We start from the raw sequence: 19,293 nt of genomic DNA, 5'->3' as shown, positions 1-19,293 counted from the left end.
GGTCCCTGGGACACCAGGGGTTTGCCTTGCGGAGGTTAACCGGAAAAAGGACGTTAAAGACCTATGGCTCTTCCTGAATTCTCCATGCGCCAGCTCCTGGAAGCCGGCGCCCACTTCGGCCACCAGACCCACCGCTGGAACCCGAAGATGGAGCGCTACATCTTCGGCAGCCGCTCCAACATCCATATCATCGATCTTTCGCAGTCGATCCCGCTGCTGCACCAGGCCCTGGTGAAGGTGCGCGAAGTCGCCGCCGGCGGCGGCCGCATCCTGTTCGTCGGCACCAAGCGCCAGGCCTCCGAGCCGATCGCCACCGCCGCGCGCCGCTGCGCCCAGTACTATGTGAACCACCGCTGGCTGGGCGGCACGCTCACCAACTGGCGCACCGTGTCCGGCTCCATCGCCCGCCTGCGCGAGCTCGAAGGCGTGATGGAGACCGAGACCGGCCGCACCAAGAAGGAGCTGCTGCAGCTCTCCCGCGAACACGACAAGCTCGAGCTCTCCCTCGGCGGCATCAAGGACATGGGCGGCATCCCCGACCTGATGTTCGTGATCGACACCAACAAGGAAGCGATCGCCATCCAGGAAGCGCGTAAGCTGAACATCCCGGTGATCGCCATCCTGGACACCAACTGCAACCCGGACGGCATCACCTTCCCGATCCCGGGCAACGACGACGCCGCGCGCGCCATCCAGCTCTACTGCGACCTGATGGCTGATTCGATCCTCGACGGCCTCGCCGCCGGCCAATCGGCCGCGGGCGTCGACCTGGGCGCGGCGGAGGCTCCGGTCGAGCCGACGCTGGCCCGTCAGGCGCCGCCGCCGGCCGCCGAGCCCAGGCCGAAGAAGGCGAAGGCGGAGCCTGCCCCGGAACCCGCGGCGGAGGCTGCGCCGGAGCCGGTGGCGGAAGCCGCTGCCGCTGAACCGGCCGCCGCCGAGCCGGTCGCCCCCGAGCCGGTTGCCGAGGCCGCCGCCGAGCCGACCCCGGATGCGCAGGCCCCCGGCGCCGACGCCGAGGCGGAAGCCGTCTCCGAGCAGCCGAGCGAAGAACAGGCCGGCTGAGGCGCGCGAGAGCGTCTTACCGGCCGACTACCCCTTGAAAGGCGGATTCCGCGAGGAGTCCGTCCGACCTCTATAGCTTGAAGGAGCTGACCATGGCGGAGATCACCGCTGCGCTGGTCAAGGACCTGCGCGAAAAGTCCGGCGTTGGCATGATGGATTGCAAGAACGCCCTGCAGGAAACCGGCGGCGACATGGACGCCGCCATGGAGCTCCTTCGCAAGAAGGGCCTCTCCAAGGCGGAGAAGAAGTCCGGCCGCGCCGCCGCCGAAGGCCTGGTGGCCGGTAAGGTGAGCGCGGACGGCCGGACCGGCGTGCTCGTCGAGCTGAACGCCGAGACCGACTTCGTGGCCAAGAACGACACCTTCCAGGCCGCGGCGCGCGAAATCGCCGGCGTGGCGCTGACGGCCGAGGGGATCGACGCCATTTCCGCCGCCAAGACGTCCAAGGGCGAGACGGTGTCGGAGATGGTCACGCACATGATCGCCACCATCGGCGAAAACATGCGCCTGCGCCGCTCCGCCCGCCTGACGGTGAGCGCCGGCGCGGTCTCGCTCTACCTGCACAACGCACAGGGCGAGGGCGTCGGCCGGCTGGGCGTGCTCGTGGCGCTGGAAGGGGCCGGCGATCAGGCGACCCTGAAGGACGTGGGCCGCAAGATCGCGATGCACGTGGCCGGCACGCCGACCCCGCCGCTGGCGCTCAGCCCGGACGATCTGGATCCCGTCGCGGTCGAGAAGGAAAAGAAGTTCCTCACCGACCAGGCGCTGGAGTCCGGCAAGCCGATCGGCGTGGTCGAGAAGATGATCGAGGGCCGCATCCGCAAGTGGCAGGAAGAGGTGGTCCTGCTGAAGCAGCCCTTCGTCATGAACCCCGACCAGACCATCGAGCAGCTGGTGGCCGACACCGCCAAGCAACTCGGCTCTCCCGTCACCGTGAAGGGCTTCGTACGTTTCGCCCTGGGCGAGGGCGTCGACAAGGGCCCCGAGGGCCCGGACTTCGCGGCGGAAGTCGCCTCGATGGCCGGCCAGAGCTAGGCTCGCCTAGGAAGACGCTGCCGGGGGCGCGGTGCGTATCGACGCGTCGCGCCCTTGGTTTATGTTCGCTTTCAGATAGGGATTCCCCATGCCCGACGCCCAGCCGCGCTACAAACGCATTCTCCTGAAGCTTTCGGGAGAAGCGGGCGTCGGCGGCGAGGGCTTCGGCATCGATCCAAAGACCCTGCAGGCGGTCTGCGAAGACATCGCCCAGGTCGTGAACGCCGGCGTCCAGGTCTGCCTGGTGGTGGGCGGCGGCAACATCTTCCGCGGCGCGACGCTCGCCGAAAGCGGCATGGAGCGCGCCAGCGCCGACTACATGGGCATGCTGGCGACGGTGATGAACGCGCTGGCGCTACAGGCCTCGCTCGAGAAGATCGGCGTCTACACCCGCGTCCAGTCGGCGATCCCCATGGAGGCGGTCTGCGAGCCCTATATCCGCCGCCGCGCGCTGCGCCACCTGGAGAAGGGCCGCGTGGTGATCTTCGCCGCGGGGCTCGGTGCGCCCTTCTTCACCACCGACACGCCCGCCGCGCTGCGCGCCGCCGAGATGGGCTGCGACGCGCTGCTGAAGGGCACCAGCGTCGACGGCGTCTACACGGCCGACCCGAAGAAGGATCCGGACGCCAAGCGCTATGAGACCCTGACCTACAAGGAAGTGCTGTCGAAGGACCTGCGCGTCATGGACACCTCCGCCGTCAGCCTGATGCGCGACAACCACATCCCGATCGTGGTCTTTTCCATCCGCGAGCGGGGCAATCTCCTGAAGGTGTTGCAGGGCGAAGGCGTCTTCACGACCATAGCCTGACGGCGCCGCAGCCGAGAGAAAGGAGCGAACAACATGGCCACTGTCGAAAAGCCGGTGCTTTCCAAATACCGGGACCGCATGGACAAGGCGGTCGCCGCGCTGAAGGAGGAGTTCGCGAGCCTGCGCACCGGGCGCGCGTCGGCCAGCCTGCTCGACCAGGTCAACGTCGAGGCCTACGGCTCGACCATGCCGATCAACCAGGTGGGCGCGATCTCCGTGCCCGAGGCGCGGATGATCAGCGTCAGCGTCTGGGACAAGGCCCTGGTGATCTCGGTGGAGAAGGCCATCCGCTCCGCGGGGCTGGGCCTCAATCCGGTCACCGACGGTCAGAACCTGCGCATCCCGATCCCGCCGCTCACTGAGGAACGGCGCAAGGACCTCGCCAAGGTGGCCGGCAAGTACGCCGAGCAGCAGCGGATCGCGGTGCGCAACATCCGCCGCGACGCCAACGAGGATCTGCGCGCCGCCGAGAAGGCCCACGTCATCAACCAGGACGAGGAAAAGCGGATGGAGACGGAGGTCCAGAAGCTGACCGATGAGGCGATCAGGCGCGTGGACGAAGCCTTGAAAACCAAAGAACAAGAGATCATGCACGTCTAAGGCCGCGCGCCGACGAAAGCCCCGTAAGGACCGAAATCCACCCCCATGGCCGCCCCAGAGAACACGCCGTCCGCGGGCGCGCCTGAACAAGACGCGGGGGAAGGCCCACAGCTGCACGTCGCCATCGTCATGGACGGCAACGGCCGCTGGGCGAAGCGCCGCGGGCTGCCGCGCAGCGTCGGCCATCAGGCCGGCGCCGAGACGCTGAAGCGGATCGTCCAGGCGGCGCAGGACCTGGGCATCCGCTGGCTGACCATCTTCGGCTTCTCGACCGAGAACTGGAGCCGGCCCGTCGCCGAGGTGGCCGAGCTGATGGCCCTTCCGCAGCGCTACTTCCGCAGCGACCTGCCCCGGCTGGAGCGCGAGGGAGTGCGGGTGCGGGTGATCGGCCGGCAGGAGGGCCTGTCGCACGACCTGCTGAAGATCTGCCGCGAGGCCGAGGCGCGGACCGCCCGCAACAGCACCCTGTTCCTGACCATTGCCTTTAACTACGGCGGCCAGGCCGACATCACCGACGCCGCCCGGCGGTTCGCCGAGGATGTCGCCGCCGGCCGCGCCGCGCCGGGCGACCTCACCGAAGCCGGCTTCGCCCAGTACCTCTCGACGTCCGAGCTGCCGCCGCCGGACCTGATCGTGCGCCCGTCCGGGGAACAACGGCTCTCCAACTTCGTGCTTTGGGAGGCGGCCTATGCGGAATTCGTGTTCCAGGACGTCCTGTGGCCCGACTATTCGGCCGAGCACCTGAAGGCGGCTATCGCCGAGTACTACACACGTGATCGCCGGTATGGCGCCGTCGTGGCCGATGACGTCCTTGCCGCAGGCTAGGCGCTTCGACTGGTCCAACCTGGGCCTGAGGATCGCCTCGGGCGTGGTCCTGGTCCCAACGGCGCTCTACGCGACGCTTGGCCAGCACCAGCATTGGGTTCCGGCGCTGGAGGGGCGCCAGGAGGCCCTGCCGTACCTGTTGCTGATCTCGGTGGGCGTCGCGCTTCTGGCCATCGAATGGGGGGGGATGAGCGCGCCGGGGGCGCCGGTGCGGGTTTCGGCGGCGGTGACCGCGGCGATTCTGGCGGCGGTGTTCCTGGGCTACGAACGGCACTTCGTGCTGGCCTGGCTGGCGCTGCCGGTGGGAGCGCTTGCCGCGGCCCTGGTGGCTCGCGGCGTGGCGGAGCGGCCGGCGGACGCCGCTTACGGGGTCTTCTACATCGGGCCCGCGGCCCTGAGCCTGGTATGGCTCCGGGGCACCAATCAGGGGGTCTGGTGGACGCTGATGCTGTTCGCCGCCACCTGGGCCGCCGATATCGGCGCTTTCGCGGTCGGCAACGCGCTCAAGGGGCCGAAGCTATGGCCGCGCTTCTCGCCGAACAAGACCTGGTCGGGGTTCGTCGGCGGGCTGGCCGCGGCCATGGGGACCGGCGCGCTGATGGCCTCGCTGCCCTACTTCCAGTTGAACCTCTGGGCCGCCGCCTTCATCGGCCTGGCGGTTGGCTTGGCCACCATGGCCGGAGATCTGTGGGAATCGGCCCTTAAGCGCCGGTTCGGCGTTAAGGACTCCGGCGACCTGATCCCGGGCCATGGCGGCTTGCTCGACCGCGTGGATGGGTTGATGTTCGCCGTCGTGGTGATGGCCGTCGCCCGCCTGGCCAACGAGATAGGATGGGGCCATTGAGTTTGCCGAAGAAAGTCAGCGTCCTGGGTTCGACCGGCTCGATCGGGGTGTCGACGCTCGACCTGTTCGCCCAGGCGGGAGTCGAGGTCGAGGTCGTGGCTCTGGCCGCGGGGCGAAATGTCGAGAGGCTGGCCGCGCAGGCGCTCGAGTGGCGTCCGCAGATCGCGGTCATCGAGGACGAGGCGGCGCTGCCCAGGCTGCGCGACCTCCTGGCCGGCTCCGGGATCCGAACCGCGGGCGGCTCCGCAGCCGTCATCGAGGCCGCGGCGGCCGATGCGCAGTGGGTGATGTCGGCCATCGTCGGCTTCGCGGGCCTTGCGCCGACCCTGGCGGCGGCGAGGGCAGGGGCCGTGGTCGCGCTGGCCAACAAGGAGAGCCTGATCTGCGCCGGGCCGAACCTGTTGCGCACCGCCAAGCTGGCCGGCGGCGTGGTGATCCCTGTGGATTCCGAGCACTCGGCGATCTTCCAGGTGTTCGCGCCGTCGAACGCCCAGCATGTGTCGCGCCTGCTCCTGACCGCGTCCGGCGGGCCGTTCCGCAGCTGGTCGCGCGAACAGATGGCGCGGGCCACGCCTGAACAGGCCCTGGCGCATCCCAACTGGAGCATGGGCGCCAAGATCTCGGTGGATTCGGCGACCATGATGAACAAGGGCCTGGAGGTGATCGAAGCCGCCTACCTGTTCGCGATGCCTGCGGAGCGCATCGAGGTCTTGATCCACCCGCAGTCCATCGTCCACAGCTTGGTGGAATACGCCGACGGCTCGACGCTGGCCCAGCTCGGGCCGCCGGACATGCGCGCGCCGATCGCCTGCGCCTTCGCCTGGCCCGACCGGCTGCCGTGGCCCGCGAAGAAGCTCGACCTCGCCCGTACTGGGCCGCTGAGCTTCGAGGATCCGGATCTCGAGCGCTTCCCGGCCCTGAGCATCGCCAAGTCGGCGCTCGCGGCTGGAGGGGTCGCGCCCACAGCCATGAACGCCGCGGACGAGGTGGCCGTGGCCGCGTTCCTGGGTCGCCGCATCGGCTTCCTTGATATAGCCGCAACCGTGGAAGAGACCTTGACGCGGATGGATCGTCAGAACCTGCTCTGGCGGACCGAGAACGACCCCGTCGAGGCTGCTCGCCTCACCGATGCGACCGCGCGCCGCGTGGCGGACGAGGTCGTTAGCGGCCTTATGGCCCCGGCCTGAAGGAGTAGAGACAGCCGATGACGGGTTTCCTGCCGAACCTGCTGTTCTACGTCCTCCCCTTCCTCGTGGTGGTGGGTGTCGTGATCACCGTCCACGAGTTCGGCCACTTCCTGGCGGGCAAGGCGCTGGGGACGAAGATCGACCAGTTCTCCATCGGCTTCGGCCGGGCCCTGGCCCACTGGACCGACAAGTCCGGCGTGGAATGGCGCTTGGGCTGGCTGCCGATCGGCGGCTATGTCCGCTTCGCCGGCGACGACAACGCCGCCAGCGTCCCCGACCAGACCGACCTGGAGGCCATGCGCCGCGACCTGGTGGCGCGGGAAGGGGAGGCGGCGCTCGGCCGCTACTACCACTTCAAGCCGATCTGGCAGCGCGCGGTGATCAGCGCCGCCGGCCCCGTCGCCAACTTCCTCCTGTCCATCGCCATCTTCGCCGCGCTGCTCATGGCGCTTGGCGAGCCGCTCTCGCCCGCCCGCGTCGACAAGGTGGTGCCGGGCGGTCCTGCGGCCCGGGCCGGCTTCCAGGCGGGCGACGTCATCGTCCAGGCCGACGGCAAGGACGTGAAGACCTTCGATACGGTCAAGCAACTGATCATCCTGCGGACCGGCGTGCCGATTTCCTTCGTCGTGGAGCGCGGCCGGGAGCGGCTGAACCTCGTGGCGACTCCCGCGCGCGGCGACGTGATGGATTCGGTCGGCCGCAAGCATCGCCTGGGAATGGTGGGGATCGTATTCGCCGACCGCCCCGGGGACCGGCGGGTCCAGCACTATAATCCGATCCAGGCGGTGGCCGGCGGCGTCTACCGCACCGCCGATCTCGTCCGCACGACGGTGTTTTACATCGGGCGCATGGTCACCGGCCATGAGAGCGCCGACCAGATCTCCGGCCCGCTGGGTATGGCGCAGATCTCCGGGGACCTCGCGAAACAGACGGCGAGCCTCTCGAAGGATTTGCCGAGCTTCGCGCTCAACGGCCTCCTGACGGCGCTGCTTCTTGTCGCCAACATTTCAGTCGGTATCGGATTCCTCAACCTTCTGCCGATACCTGTGCTCGATGGGGGACACCTGCTGTTCTACGCCTATGAAGCGGTCGCCCGCCGCCCACTTGCTGCCAAGGTTCAAGCGGTAGGGTATCGCGTGGGCCTTGCGCTAGTTCTCGGATTGATGTTGTTCGCCACCGTGAACGATCTGCAGCGCCTGCGTGTGTTCAATTTCCTCGGCGGGCTATTCTCCTGACCCCCGACTTTTCCTAAACGGCTGATTCGATGCACAGACACCGCGCCCGCAGCGCTGCGCTAGTTTCCGGCCTTGCCGGTCTTCTGGCTACGACCGCGCTAGCGACGCCCAGCCTGGCGTTCGCTCAGACTCCCGCGGCGCCCAGTCCTGCGCCCAGCCCGCCGGCTGCGCCCAGCACTCCAGCCCCTGCTCCAGCCCCGCCGGGCGCTCCGGTGGCCACGGCGCCTGCGCCGGCGCCCGCGCCGCCCGCGCCCGTGGCCCAGACCGGGGTCGTGCAGCGGATCCTGGTGCGGGGAAACGAGCGTATCGAGCCCACCACGGTGATCTCCTACCTGCCGATCTCTGTCGGCGAGACCATCGACGCCGCGAAGATCGACGCCGGCCTGAAGGCGCTCTTCCGGACGGACCTGTTCTCCGACGTGAAGATGGACCTCAACAACGGCGACCTGATCGTCACGGTCGTCGAAAACCCGATCATCAACCGGGTGCTGTTCGAGGGCAATTCGTCGATCAAGGAAGACAAGCTGAAGGACGAGGTGAGCGTGCGCCCGCGCGGCATCTTCACCCGCGCCAAGGCCCAGCAGGACGTGGGCCGCATCGTCGAACTCTACCGCCGGTCGGGCCGCATCTCGGCCACGGTGACGCCGCAGATCGTCGAGCTGCCGCAAAAGCGCGTGGACCTGATCTTCAAGATCGACGAGGGCCCCAAGAGCGGCGTGCTGCGCGTCAACTTCCTGGGCAACAAGGCGTTCTCGGACAACGACCTGCGCGACGTCGTCGTGACCGAGCAGTCGCATTGGTACAAATTCTTCTCGTCCTACGCCAACTTCGACCCGGACCGGCTGGAGTACGACAAGGAGCAGCTGCGCAAATACTACCGCAACCGCGGCTTCTACGACTTCCGCGTGAGCTCCGCCGTGGCCGAGCTGTCGCCCGACAAGAACGGTTTCCTGGTCACCTACACCGTCGATGAGGGGCCGGAGTACAAGTTCGGCAAGATCAACGTCGACACGGATCTCAAGAAACTCGACAAGAACGTGCTGCTGGCGCTGGTCCCGTTCCGTCGGGGCGACACCTACCAGGACGAGAAGATCGAGCAGGCGACCGACGCCCTGACCTTCGCCGCCGGCGCCGCGGGCTTCGCCTTTGTGGACGTGCGGCCGCGTTACGTGGCCGACCGCGCCAAGGGCACGGTCGACGTCAATTTCGAGGTCAAGGAAGGGCCGCGCGTTTACGTCGACCGCATCGACATCGTCGGCAACACCCGCACCCTGGACTATGTGATCCGCCGCGAGATGAACGTCTCGGAAGGTGACGCCTACAACCGCGTCCTGGTCGACCGCTCCAAGAACCAGGTCCGGGCGCTGGGCTTCTTCAAGAGCGTCGACATCACCGAGATCCCGGGGTCCGCGCCGGACCGTACCGGCCTGCAGGTGAAGGTCGAGGAGCAGCCTACGGGAGAGCTTTCGTTCAGTGCCGGCTATTCGTCGGTCGACCAGCTGGTCGTCGACCTCGGTGTCACCGAACGTAACTTCCGGGGCCGCGGCGAGAACGTGCGGGCGCGCATCTCGGTGGGATCGCTGCGCCAGCAGGTCGACTTCTCGTTCACCGAGCCGCGCTTCCTCGGCCGGAACCTGGCCGCCGGCTTCGACACCTACTACTACAAGTACGACCTCAGCCAGTATCAGGCCTACAAGCAGCAGACGGTCGGCGCGGGCCTGCGGCTGAACTTCCCGCTCAGCCTGAATTCGACCGGATCGCTTCGCTACACGCTGCGCACCGACGACGTGACGATCGATCCGAGTTTCTGCGATCCGACCAGTCTCATCGTCTCGGTGTCGCTGTGCGATCAGCGCGGCAGCTTCCTGACCTCGCTGGTGGGCTACGGCTACCGGCTCGACCGGCGAAATGACGCGATCAATCCAACCCGCGGCTTCTTTATCGAATTCAACCAGGACTTCGCGGGCCTCGGCGGCGACGTGAAGTACGTCCGCACCGAAAGCGACGGCGGCTGGTACCACGGCTTCGACAAGACCTACATCATGAGCGTCACAGGCTCGGCGGGCATCGTTCAGGGTTGGGGCGGCGACCACGTGCGGATCAACGACCGGTTCTACAAGGGCGGCACCAGCTTCCGCGGCTTCCAGACCGCTGGCATCGGGCCGCGCGACCTCAACTTCGCCTCAAGCGGTCAAGCCGACGCCCTGGGCGGCAAGGTCTACGCCATCGGCTCGATGGAGTTGACGGTCCCGACGTTCCTGCCCGAGCAATATGGCATCAAGGCCGCGTTGTTCTCCGACTTCGGCACGCTCGGCTCGCTGGACAAGTTCGACAAGTCGAAGATCGATCCAACGACGGGCCTGACCATCGTCGATCCGCTGATCAAGGACGACCTGGGTCTGCGCGCTTCTGCCGGCTTGAGCATCTTCTGGAAGTCGCCGATGGGTCCCATCCGGTTCGACCTCAGTCAGATCCTCAAGAAGGAACCCTACGACAGAACTGAAACATTCCGGTTCTCAACCTCAACCCGGTTCTAGGAATATCATGACCTCCAAATCCATCGCCGCCGGCCTCCTCGTCGCCGCCGTCGCCCTGTCGGCGGGCTCCAGCGCGTTCGCCCAGGCCGCGGCCGCGCCCGCCGCGCCCGCCGCGCCGCAAGTAACGCACGGGCCTGCGATCGGCGGCGTCTGTATTCTCTCGCTCGAGAACGCCATCGGCGCCTCCGCCGTGGGCCACTACGTCGAGAGCCGGATGCAGCAGATCGTCGCCCAGGTGAACGCCGAGCTGAACGGCGAGAAGACCACGCTCGACAATGACGCCAAGGCGCTCGACGCGCAGCGCGCGACCCTTGACCAGAGCACCTTCGAGCAGCGCGGCCTGGCGCTGCAGGGACGCGCCAACGCCCTCCAGCGTAGGGCCCAGCTGCGCGACCGCGAGGTCTCCGCCACCGAACAGAAGGCCGTCGGCCGCGTCGGCCAGGAGATGGAGCCGCTGATCCGGCAGGTCTATCAACAACGGGCCTGCTCGGTGCTTCTGCAGCGTACGGCCGTGGTGATCGCCAATCCGGCGATGGATATCACCCCGCAGGTGATCACCGCCCTAAACGGCAAGATCACCCAGTTCGCCTTTGACCGTGAACGGCTTGACCAGGCGGGCGCCGCGACCGCCGGCGGCGCGCCGCCGATCGTGCAGACGCCGTCCACCCCGCGTCCGGCCGCACCGGCCAAGCGGTAAGACCTCAGGCGCGGGTCGCCGCACGCAAGCCATGCCCGATCCGCGCTTCTTCGAAGACCTGGGCCCCGTCACTCTCTCCGAACTGGCAGAGCTGACGGGCTCCCGGCTGGTCGACCCGGCGATGGGCGGACGGCACGTGCGTGCGGTCTCGGTGATGGCTGGCGCGGGCGCCGAGGCGATCACCTTCGTCAGCGACCGCAAATTCCTGCCGCAGCTCCGCGAGTCCAAGGCCGGGGCCTGCTTCATCGGCGAGGACGACATCGAGGCCCTGCCCGCGGGCTGCGCCGGCCTGGCGATGACCTCGCCGCAAATGGGCTATGCGATCGCGGCGGCGCGCCTGCACCGACCGCGGTTCGCGTCGGGCGACACGCCGGTGTCGCCCAACGCCCAGATCGAGCCCGGCGTCCTGCTGGGTCCGGGCGTAGTGGTCGGAGCGGGCGCCCAGATCGGGCGTGGCACGCGCATCGGCGCCAACGCGGTGGTCGGGCCGGGGGTCGCCATCGGCCGCGATTGCGAGATCTCTGCCAATGTGACCATCGGCTTCGCCCTGATCGGCGACCGGGTGAGGATCCTGGCCGGGGCAGCCATCGGCGAGGCGGGGTTCGGCGCGACGGCAGGCCCCAAGGGGCTGATCGACATTCCGCAGCTCGGGCGGGTGATCCTGCAGGACGGCGTCAGCATCGGCGCCAACAGCTGCGTCGACCGCGGCGCCTTCGAAGACACCGTGCTGGGCGAGAACACCAAGATCGACAATCAGGTGCAGATCGGACACAACGTCCGCGTCGGGCGTAATTGCGTTATGGCCGCCCACACCGGGATTTCCGGCAGCGTGACTATCGGCGACGGCGCCCAGTTCGGGGGGCGCGCCGGGGTGGCCGACCACCTGACCATCGGCGACCGTGCGCGGATCGGCGCGGCCGGCGGGGTGATGCGGGATATTCCTGCCGGCGAAACCTGGGGCGGCTTTCCCGCCCGGCCGATCCGGCAATGGATGCGCGAAGTCGCTTGGCTCACCAGGCAGGCGGGCCGCAAAGAGGGGAACGAATGAGCCGCAAGGCGCCGGTGAGCGAAACTCCCAGCGAAATCGACATCACCGAGATCCTGGCGCGAATCCCGCACCGTTATCCGTTCCTGCTGGTCGACCGCTGCGAGGACTACCGGGCGCACGAATCGATCGTGGGCATCAAGTGCGTCACCGCCAACGAGCCGTACTTCCAGGGCCACTTCCCGGGCTATCCGGTGATGCCGGGCGTGCTGATCGTCGAGGCGCTGGCCCAGACCGGCGCGGTGCTGATGTCGAAGTCGCTGGAGATTGAAGTCGGGGGCAAGGCGATCTTCTTCATGTCCCTGGACAATTGCCGGTTCCGCGCCCCGGTCCGGCCGGGCGCCGTGATCCGCCTGGCGGTCGAGGTGATCCGCGCGCGGGGCGATGTGTTCAAGTTCCGCGGCCGAGCGCTGGTCGATGACAAGGTCGCCGCCGAAGCCGAATTCGCAGCCATGGTGGTGGACACCCAGTGAGCGTCGATATCCATCCGACGGCGATCGTCGCCAGGGGCGCGGAGCTTGCCGACGGCGTCAGCATCGGTCCCTATTCGATCCTCGGCGAGCACGTCAGGATCGGTCCGCGCACGCAGATCCTCTCCCACGTGGTCATCGAGGGCCACACGCGTATCGGCGAGGACTGCACGGTACGCAACTTCGCCAATCTCGGCGGGCCGCCGCACCACACCGCCTACCAGGGCGAGCCGACCGAACTGGTGATCGGCGATCGCAACAAGATCTGGGAACACGTGACGATGCATATCGGCACGGTGCAGTCCAACGGCGTCACCCGGGTCGGCGACGACGGCATGTTCATGGCGACCAGCCACGTCGGCCATGACTGCACGGTCGGCGACAATGTCATCCTGGCGCACTCGGCGACGCTCGGCGGCCATGTGGACATCGGCGACTTCGTGATGGTCAGCGGCCTGGCGGCAGTCCACCAGTATTGCCGGGTCGGGCGATACTCGTTCATCGGCGGCCTGGCGGCGGTGACCAAGGACGTGATCCCCTACGGCCTGGTCTGGGGCAACCACGCCCACCTGGAGGGCCTGAACCTGGTGGGGCTGAAGCGCCGCGACTTCGGGCGCGACACGATCAGCGAGCTGCGCTCGGCCTACCGGCTGCTGTTCGCCGAGGAAGGCACCTTCCAGGAGCGCATCGACGACACGGCCGCCACCTTCGGCCACAGCGCCCCGGTGATGGAGATCATCGACTTCATCCGTGCCGAGGCCGGCCGCCCGCTCTGCCTGCCTGAACGCGAAGTGTGATGCAGAAGCTCGGGCTGATCGCCGGCGGCGGGAGTCTGCCCGTCGAGATCGCCGAGCATTGCCAGCGCTCCGGCCGCCCGCTGTTCGTGATTCGGCTGAAGGGCTTCGCGGGCGCGGGGCTCGAGCCCTATGCCGGCGCCGAGGTGGGCCTGGCCGAGCTTGGGAAATGCTTCAAGGCCCTGAAGCGCGCCGGCTGTCGCGCCATCTGCCTTGCGGGGAATGTCGCGCGGCCCGATTTCAGCGCCCTGATGCCGGACTTGCGCGGCCTCGCAGCCCTGCCGGGCGCGATCGCGGCGGCGCGCAAGGGCGACGACGCCCTGTTGCGCTTCCTCGTGGGCGAATTCGAGAAAGAAGGCTTCGCGGTCGAAGGCGCGCATGAAGTGATGGACGACCTCGGCCTCGGCGAGGGACTGCTTGGGCGTGTCGCGCCGTCCGACGACGCTTTCGCCGACATTGCGCACGCGATGGACGTGGCGCGCGCGATCGGGCGGTTGGACGTTGGCCAGGCGGTGGCGGTCTGCCGCGGCCTCGTCCTGGCCGTCGAGGCGGCCGAGGGGACCGACGCCATGCTCGCCCGCGTGGCGGACCTGCCCGAAGCGCTGCGCGGCCGGCCGGACGCTCCCAAGGGGGTATTGGCCAAGGCGCCCAAGCCGACCCAGGAGACGCGCGTGGATCTGCCGACCATCGGCCCCGCTACCGTCCGCGCCGTCGCCCGCGCGGGCCTGGCCGGCATCGTCGGCGAGGCGGGCGGGTTGCTGGTGCTCGACCGCGACGAGGTGGTCGCGCTGGCCGACGAACTCGGCGTGTTCATCCTGGGCGTGGAGGCGCACGCGCCGTGAGCCCGCCGCTCACCGTCATGCTGGTGGCGGCAGAGGCGTCGGGCGACGATCGCGGCGCGGGCCTCGCTCGGGCCCTGAAGCGCCGGCTGGGGGAGGGCGTCCGCTTCGTGGGCGTCGGCGGCGAGCGGATGGCGGCCGAAGGCGTGCAGAGTCCCTTCGATATCGCCGACATTTCTATCCTGGGCCTGCTGGAGGGCTTGGTGGCCTATCCGCGCATCGTCCGTCGCGCCGACGAGACGGCGGACATCGCCCGGCGGGAAAAACCCGACATCGCGGTGCTGATCGACTCCTGGGGCTTCACCCTGCGGGTCGCCCAGCGGCTGCGCCGGCTCGATCCCGCGCTGCCCTTGATCAAGTACGTGGGTCCGCAGGTCTGGGCGACCCGGCCGGGCCGGGCGAAGACCCTGGCGGCCGCCGTCGACCACCTGCTGTCGATCCACGCCTTCGATGCGCCCTATTTCGAGGCGGAGGGCCTGCCGGTGACCTTCGTCGGCAACTCCGCGCTCAGTCTGGACTTCTCCAAGGCCGATCCAGCGCGCCTTCGCGCTCAGATCGGCGCCGCCCCCGCCGATCCGATCCTGCTGGTGCTGCCCGGCAGCCGGCCGGGCGAGATCCAACGTGTCCTGCCGCCGTTCGAGGACGCCGTGCGCCGCCTGAAGGCCGACCGCCCAGGCCTGCACGTGGTGATTCCGGCCGCGCCTACCGTCGCCGACCTGGTCAAGGCGCGCGTCGCCGGCTGGCCGTTCCGCTCGCATGTGATCGAAGGCGACGAGGGCAAGCTCGACGCCATGAAGGCCGCCACCGTCGCGCTCGCCTGCTCGGGCACGGTGACGACGGAGCTGGCGCTGGCCGGGGTCCCCATGGTGGTCGGCTATCGGATCGGGACGGTGACCTACGCCCTGCTCAAGGGGCTGATCCGCACGAGATACATCACGCTCTTCAACATCGCCGCACAGGCCTTCGTGGCGCCGGAGCTGGTGCAGGGCGAGTGCGCCGGGCCGAAGCTGGCGCGCGAGGTGGCCCTGCGGCTCGACGACGCCGAATTGCGCAACCGACAGATGACGGCCCAATACGCTGCGCTGGACAAGATGGGCCGCGGCGGCCCCGATCCCTCCGAAGCCGCCGCGGAAGCGGTGCTCAAGGTGCTGGCCGGGCGGGTGCGCGCCTAGGCCGAGACGGACTCGGGATTGGGCGCCGGCGCCGCGAGATTGCGCCGCGAGGCGTCTTCGGCGGCCCACAGCGCGTGGACCTGCAGCACCTTCGGCTCTACCGGGGTTATCCCCAGCCTATTCAGCGCCGGAAAGATCCTGCTTTCGTTGAAGGCTTTCAGCTGGGCCTCGTCTTCCCACACATCGATGACCAGAAGGCCGTCCTCATCGAACGCGACCTGATGGACGATCGCGCCCTCGGGCGCCGGCTCAATCGGAGCTTCGGCGCGGTAGCGGTTGAAGGCTTCCCGATCGACTTCCTTCGAGCGGTAAATGGCCATGATGGGCATGGGGTCCTCCCTGGGTTGCGAGTGGCGAAAACACCCCCACCGGTAACCTAGGACCTACCCATAACGCCGTAATGTCAACCGGCCTAACCGCGCTTCTCGACCGGAACGTAGGGCCGCTGCGTGGCGCCGGTGTAGAGCTGGCGGGGCCGGCCGATCTTCTGGTTGGGGTCCTCGATCATCTCCTTCCACTGGGAGATCCAGCCGACCGTGCGCGCCACCGCGAACAGCACCGTGAACATCTCCGCCGGGAAGCCCAGCGCGCGCAGCGTGATGCCCGAATAGAAGTCGACGTTCGGGTAGAGCTTGCGCTCGATGAAATACTCGTCAGAGAGCGCGATGCGCTCCAGCTCCATGGCCACCTTCAGCAGCGGATCGTCGCCGTGGCCGACCTCGTCCAGCACCTCGTGGCAGGTCTTCTGCATCACCGTCGCACGCGGGTCGTAGTTCTTGTAGACGCGGTGGCAGAAGCCCATCAGCCGGTAGCGCCGGTCCTTCACGCCCTGGATGTACTCGGGGATGCGGTCGACGGTGCCGATCTCCTTGAGCATGTTCAGCGCCTCTTCATTCGCCCCGCCGTGCGCGGGGCCCCAGAGGCAGGCGATGCCGGCCGCGATGCAGGCGAACGGATTGGCGCCCGACGAGCCCGCCAGCCGCACGGTGGAGGTCGAGGCGTTCTGCTCATGATCGGCGTGCAGGATGAAGATGCGGTCCATGGCGCGCGTCAGGATCGGGTTCGGCTTCCAGTCCTCGGCCGGGACCGAGAAGCTCATCTTCAGGAAGTTCTCCGCATAGGAGAGGTCGTTGCGCGGATGCACGAAGGGTTGGCCGCGGAAGTATTTGAAGGCGCGCGCGGCGATGGTCGGCATCTTGGCGATCAGCCGGTGCGACGAGATCATCCGCTGCTCGGGATCGTCAATGTTGGTGCTGTCGTGGTAGAAGGCCGACAGAGCGCCGACCGCGCCGGTCATGATCGCCATCGGGTGAGCATCCCGACGGAAGCCCTGGAAAAACCTGTCGAATTGGTCGTGCAACATCGTGTGGTAGGTGATGTTGTGCTCGAAGGTCGTGTACTCGGCGGCGGTCGGCAGCTCGCCGTGCAGCAGGAGGTAGCAGACCTCCAGGAAGTTCGATTTCTCGGCCAGTTCGGTGATCGGATAGCCGCGGTGCAGCAGGATGCCCTTGTCACCGTCGATGAAGGTGATCTTGCTTTCGCAGCTGGCCGTCGAGGTGAAGCCGGGATCGTAGGTGAAGGCGTCGCTTTCGGCGTAGAACTTGCGGATGTCGACGACGTCGGGGCCGGCCGTACCCTTCAGGATCGGCAGCTCGAGCGTCTTGCCGCCGATGCTGATCTTCGCCGTGTCGGCCATGCCTATTCTCCGAAAACGCGTGGAATGAAACGCCCGTTCGACCGCGCTTATAGCGCTTTAACTGGTGAGCGAAAGCGCATCGTCAAGCCGTCCCAGGCTTTCGTGTTTCCCTAGCGAAACGAGGGCGCCGGCAAGGTCCGGCGCGGGCGATCCCCCGGACAGCACGGCGCGCAGCGGCGGCCCGATCTTGCCCAGGCCGACGCCCTCGCTTTCGGCGAATTCGCGGTTGACGGCTTCCAGCGCCGGGACCTCCCAGACCGGTGCGGCGGCGAGCGCCTGGCGCAGGCGGGCGAGCCTGGCGCGAGTCTCTTCGGTCAGCAGGTCCAGCGCCTTCTGCGGCAGTTCCAGCGGCCGCCGCTTCAGGGCGAAGACCGTGGCGTCCGCCAGTTCCAGCGTCGTCTTGGCCCCGTCGCGGACGAAGGGGATGACGTGTTCGAGCACCGCTAGATGGTCGTCGTGCAGCGGCCAGTCGCGGCTCCGGTGGATCTCGGCCACCAGCTTCGCCAGCCGCGCCGGCTCGGCCAGGCGGATAAAGTGGTTGTTCAGGTGGTTCAGCTTGGCCCAGTCGAGGCGCGCCGGCGCGCCGACCACGTCCTTGATGTCGAACCAGCCGACGGCCTGTTCGTCGGTGAAGATCTCGTCGTCGCCGTGGCCCCAGCCGAGCTTGGCCAGATAGTTGCGCATGGCCTCGGGCAGGTAGCCCATGTCGGCGAACTCGCTCACCGCCTGCGCCCCGTGGCGCTTGGAAAGCTTCGTCCCGTCGGGACCGTGGATCAGCGGCAGGTGCGCCCAGACCGGCGGCGTCCAGCCCAGACCTTCATAGATCAGGGTCTGCCGGGCGGCGTTGTTCAGGTGGTCGTCGCCGCGGATCACGTGGGTCACGCCCATCTCGTGGTCGTCCACCACCACCGCCAGGTTGTAGGTCGGCGTGCCGTCGGTGCGCAGCAGGATCAGGTCGTCGAGGTCCTTGTTATGGAACCGCACCGGCCCCTTCACCTGGTCGTCGATCGGGGTCTCGCCCTCGAGCGGGCACTTCAGCCGCACCACGAACGGCCGGTCCGGCGCGTCGTTGGGCGAGAGGTCACGCCAGGGCGAGCGGACCACTCGGCCCTCGGCGCGGGCGAGCGTGCGCTCGGCCTCCAGCTCGTCGGGCGTCATGTAATCGCGGTAGGCCGAGCCCCGCGCCAGCATCTCGTCCACAGCGACGCGGTGGCGCTCGGCGCGGCTCGCCTGGAACACCGGCGTCTCATCGGACTCCAGCCCCAGCCAGGCCAGGCCGTCGAAGATCACCTGCACGGCGTCCTGGGTGGAGCGCTCTCGGTCGGTGTCTTCGATGCGCAGGAGGAATTTGCCCCCGGTGTGGCGGGCGTATAGCCAGTTGAAAAGCGCCGTCCGGGCCGTGCCAATATGCATGGCGCCGGTGGGCGAGGGGGCGATGCGGGTGACGACGGGGCGGTCGGACATCGAGGTGGAGGGACCTGGAGAAGCTGCCGCGCCGAGCGGCTGGGCGGCGCCTCTTAGCACGTGGGTTCGGGGGCGTCCTAGCTCGGCGCGCGCATGGCCGTGGCTCGCCGAGCAGGCCGCGCGCCAGGCCGAGCGCTGGACGCTTTGGACGCCGGTGGCGTTCGGCTCGGGCGCCGGTCTCTATTTCGCGACGCTCCGCGAGCCGCAGTCCTGGGTCGCCTTCGTCGGAGTGGCGGTCGCGGCGGTGCTGCTGCTGGCGGCGGGGCGTTGGAGCCAGACCCGCGCCTTGACCGCCTTCCTGGTGCTCGTCGCCTGCGCGGTGGGCGGCTTCTCGGCGGCGAAACTCCGCTCCGACCACGTCAAGTCGCCGGTCGCGCCGGCCCAGAGCCGGCCAGCGCGCCTGGACGGCTGGGTGGTCGACGTCATCAGCCCCGGGCAGGGCGGGCCACGGTTGATGATCGCGCCGGCGCTGATAGGCGACTGGCCCGCCGAGGCGACCCCGGTCCGGGTGCACGTCACCCTGCGCGGCGGCTATCTGCCGGGACCCGGCGAGCCGATCAGCCTGTTGGCGGTGATCAACGCCCCGCCGCCGCCGGCCAGCCCCGGGTCCTATGACTTCGCGCGGGATTCCTTCTTCCAGAGCGTCGGCGGCGTGGGCTTTGCGCTCGGCCCGGCCCAGACGTGGGCGGCGCCCGTTGCGCCGCCTTGGCGGCTACGCCTGACTATGCGGATCAACGCGCTCCGCTGGGAGCTGACTCGGCGGATCGTCGACACGCTCGGCATGCGCACCGGCGGGCTCGCCGCCGCCATGACGACGGGGCACGACGCCTTCATCCCGAAGGCCGAGGTCGACGACCTGCGCGCGGCGGGCCTGGCCCACATCATCTCGATCTCCGGGCTGCACATGGCCATCGTCGGCGGCTTCGTCTTCGCCATCGTGCGGTTCGGCATCGCCGCCTGGCCGTGGCTCGCCTTGCGCGCGCC

18 protein-coding genes and 1 pseudogene are annotated in these 19,293 nt (G+C 68.4%); 16 read left to right on the top strand and 3 right to left on the bottom strand.

Annotated elements, in window-relative coordinates:
• Positions 1–63: 63 nt before the first annotated feature.
• From rpsB to lpxB, 15 genes and pseudogenes are all read left to right on the top strand, one after another.
• Positions 64–855: pseudogene (gene rpsB, locus JWP28_RS17545) on the top strand (30S ribosomal protein S2); the annotation flags it as partial.
• A 299-nt stretch (positions 856–1,154) separates the two neighbouring features.
• The gene (gene tsf / locus JWP28_RS17540) at positions 1,155–2,096 is read left to right on the top strand and encodes a translation elongation factor Ts (protein WP_299544942.1); all 942 of its coding nucleotides are present in this window, start codon (positions 1,155–1,157) and stop codon (positions 2,094–2,096) included.
• An 88-nt stretch (positions 2,097–2,184) separates the two neighbouring features.
• Positions 2,185–2,904 carry a UMP kinase gene (gene pyrH, locus JWP28_RS17535; RefSeq protein WP_299544940.1) on the top strand — a complete coding sequence of 240 codons (720 nt, stop codon included), beginning with the start codon at positions 2,185–2,187 and terminating at the stop codon, positions 2,902–2,904.
• Positions 2,905–2,937: 33 nt separating this feature from the next.
• Positions 2,938–3,504: a ribosome recycling factor gene (frr, locus tag JWP28_RS17530; RefSeq protein WP_299544938.1), complete on the top strand. Its 567-nt coding sequence runs from the start codon at positions 2,938–2,940 to the stop codon at positions 3,502–3,504.
• 45 nt (positions 3,505–3,549) lie between these two features.
• Complete coding sequence (gene uppS, locus JWP28_RS17525; protein WP_299544936.1) at positions 3,550–4,329, top strand: polyprenyl diphosphate synthase; 780 nt, start codon at positions 3,550–3,552, stop codon at positions 4,327–4,329.
• The gene (locus JWP28_RS17520; RefSeq protein WP_299544935.1) at positions 4,307–5,173 is read left to right on the top strand and encodes a phosphatidate cytidylyltransferase; all 867 of its coding nucleotides are present in this window, start codon (positions 4,307–4,309) and stop codon (positions 5,171–5,173) included. Before uppS ends, JWP28_RS17520 begins: the two co-directional genes overlap by 23 nt.
• Positions 5,161–6,360 (top strand): 1-deoxy-D-xylulose-5-phosphate reductoisomerase, encoded by a 1,200-nt coding sequence (dxr, locus tag JWP28_RS17515; protein ID WP_299544933.1) that lies wholly within the window; start codon positions 5,161–5,163, stop codon positions 6,358–6,360. The genes JWP28_RS17520 and dxr overlap by 13 nt, the downstream gene beginning before the upstream one ends.
• Positions 6,361–6,377: 17 nt before the next feature.
• Positions 6,378–7,595, top strand: a complete 1,218-nt coding sequence (locus JWP28_RS17510) for an RIP metalloprotease (protein ID WP_299544932.1) — start codon at positions 6,378–6,380, stop codon at positions 7,593–7,595.
• 212 nt (positions 7,596–7,807) lie between these two features.
• The gene (gene bamA / locus JWP28_RS17505) at positions 7,808–10,132 is read left to right on the top strand and encodes an outer membrane protein assembly factor BamA (protein WP_299544930.1); all 2,325 of its coding nucleotides are present in this window, start codon (positions 7,808–7,810) and stop codon (positions 10,130–10,132) included.
• Positions 10,133–10,139: 7 nt separating this feature from the next.
• The gene (locus JWP28_RS17500) at positions 10,140–10,829 is read left to right on the top strand and encodes an OmpH family outer membrane protein (RefSeq protein WP_299544929.1); all 690 of its coding nucleotides are present in this window, start codon (positions 10,140–10,142) and stop codon (positions 10,827–10,829) included.
• Between the two features lie 31 nt (positions 10,830–10,860).
• Positions 10,861–11,877 carry a UDP-3-O-(3-hydroxymyristoyl)glucosamine N-acyltransferase gene (lpxD, locus tag JWP28_RS17495; protein WP_299544927.1) on the top strand — a complete coding sequence of 339 codons (1,017 nt, stop codon included), beginning with the start codon at positions 10,861–10,863 and terminating at the stop codon, positions 11,875–11,877.
• Complete coding sequence (gene fabZ / locus JWP28_RS17490) at positions 11,874–12,347, top strand: 3-hydroxyacyl-ACP dehydratase FabZ (RefSeq protein WP_299544926.1); 474 nt, start codon at positions 11,874–11,876, stop codon at positions 12,345–12,347. Before lpxD ends, fabZ begins: the two co-directional genes overlap by 4 nt.
• Positions 12,344–13,141, top strand: coding sequence for an acyl-ACP--UDP-N-acetylglucosamine O-acyltransferase (gene lpxA / locus JWP28_RS17485; protein WP_299544924.1), 798 nt, complete (start codon positions 12,344–12,346; stop codon positions 13,139–13,141). Before fabZ ends, lpxA begins: the two co-directional genes overlap by 4 nt.
• Positions 13,141–13,980, top strand: coding sequence for a UDP-2,3-diacylglucosamine diphosphatase LpxI (gene lpxI, locus JWP28_RS17480; RefSeq protein WP_299544923.1), 840 nt, complete (start codon positions 13,141–13,143; stop codon positions 13,978–13,980). Before lpxA ends, lpxI begins: the two co-directional genes overlap by 1 nt.
• A gap of 17 nt (positions 13,981–13,997) precedes the next feature.
• Positions 13,998–15,149 (top strand): lipid-A-disaccharide synthase, encoded by a 1,152-nt coding sequence (lpxB, locus tag JWP28_RS17475; protein ID WP_299544945.1) that lies wholly within the window; start codon positions 13,998–14,000, stop codon positions 15,147–15,149.
• On the opposite strand, the gene JWP28_RS17470 is transcribed toward lpxB, so the two are convergent.
• The 3 genes from JWP28_RS17470 to gltX form a co-directional block, all read right to left on the bottom strand.
• Entirely contained in the window at positions 15,146–15,478 is a 333-nt protein-coding gene (locus JWP28_RS17470; protein WP_299544921.1) for a hypothetical protein, read from the bottom strand. The genes lpxB and JWP28_RS17470 overlap by 4 nt on opposite strands.
• 83 nt (positions 15,479–15,561) lie before the next feature.
• The gene (gene gltA, locus JWP28_RS17465; RefSeq protein WP_299544920.1) at positions 15,562–16,845 is read right to left on the bottom strand and encodes a citrate synthase; all 1,284 of its coding nucleotides are present in this window, start codon (positions 16,843–16,845) and stop codon (positions 15,562–15,564) included.
• Between the two features lie 57 nt (positions 16,846–16,902).
• Entirely contained in the window at positions 16,903–18,309 is a 1,407-nt protein-coding gene (gltX, locus tag JWP28_RS17460; protein WP_299544918.1) for a glutamate--tRNA ligase, read from the bottom strand.
• Here gltX and JWP28_RS17455 point away from each other — a divergent pair.
• On the top strand, positions 18,281–19,293 hold a 1,013-nt coding region (locus tag JWP28_RS17455; RefSeq protein WP_299544916.1), incomplete at its 3' end, for a ComEC/Rec2 family competence protein. The genes gltX and JWP28_RS17455 overlap by 29 nt on opposite strands.

The organism is Phenylobacterium sp. (assembly GCF_028290885.1).
Lineage (GTDB): Bacteria > Pseudomonadota > Alphaproteobacteria > Caulobacterales > Caulobacteraceae > Phenylobacterium.
Note: the sequence above shows the minus strand (reverse complement) of the source record. Positions and strands in the feature narration are given on the sequence as shown.

Coding starts and splice junctions, on each gene's coding strand:
- dxr (WP_299544933.1), top strand. CDS start 5,161: ATGGGGCCATTGAGTTTGCCGAAGAAAGTCAGCGTCCTGGGTTCGACC.
- uppS (WP_299544936.1), top strand. CDS start 3,550: ATGGCCGCCCCAGAGAACACGCCGTCCGCGGGCGCGCCTGAACAAGAC.
- tsf (WP_299544942.1), top strand. CDS start 1,155: ATGGCGGAGATCACCGCTGCGCTGGTCAAGGACCTGCGCGAAAAGTCC.
- gltX (WP_299544918.1), bottom strand. CDS start 18,309: ATGTCCGACCGCCCCGTCGTCACCCGCATCGCCCCCTCGCCCACCGGC.
- JWP28_RS17470 (WP_299544921.1), bottom strand. CDS start 15,478: ATGCCCATCATGGCCATTTACCGCTCGAAGGAAGTCGATCGGGAAGCC.
- lpxB (WP_299544945.1), top strand. CDS start 13,998: ATGCTGGTGGCGGCAGAGGCGTCGGGCGACGATCGCGGCGCGGGCCTC.
- JWP28_RS17520 (WP_299544935.1), top strand. CDS start 4,307: ATGACGTCCTTGCCGCAGGCTAGGCGCTTCGACTGGTCCAACCTGGGC.
- gltA (WP_299544920.1), bottom strand. CDS start 16,845: ATGGCCGACACGGCGAAGATCAGCATCGGCGGCAAGACGCTCGAGCTG.
- frr (WP_299544938.1), top strand. CDS start 2,938: ATGGCCACTGTCGAAAAGCCGGTGCTTTCCAAATACCGGGACCGCATG.
- lpxD (WP_299544927.1), top strand. CDS start 10,861: ATGCCCGATCCGCGCTTCTTCGAAGACCTGGGCCCCGTCACTCTCTCC.
- pyrH (WP_299544940.1), top strand. CDS start 2,185: ATGCCCGACGCCCAGCCGCGCTACAAACGCATTCTCCTGAAGCTTTCG.
- JWP28_RS17500 (WP_299544929.1), top strand. CDS start 10,140: ATGACCTCCAAATCCATCGCCGCCGGCCTCCTCGTCGCCGCCGTCGCC.
- lpxI (WP_299544923.1), top strand. CDS start 13,141: ATGCAGAAGCTCGGGCTGATCGCCGGCGGCGGGAGTCTGCCCGTCGAG.
- JWP28_RS17510 (WP_299544932.1), top strand. CDS start 6,378: ATGACGGGTTTCCTGCCGAACCTGCTGTTCTACGTCCTCCCCTTCCTC.
- fabZ (WP_299544926.1), top strand. CDS start 11,874: ATGAGCCGCAAGGCGCCGGTGAGCGAAACTCCCAGCGAAATCGACATC.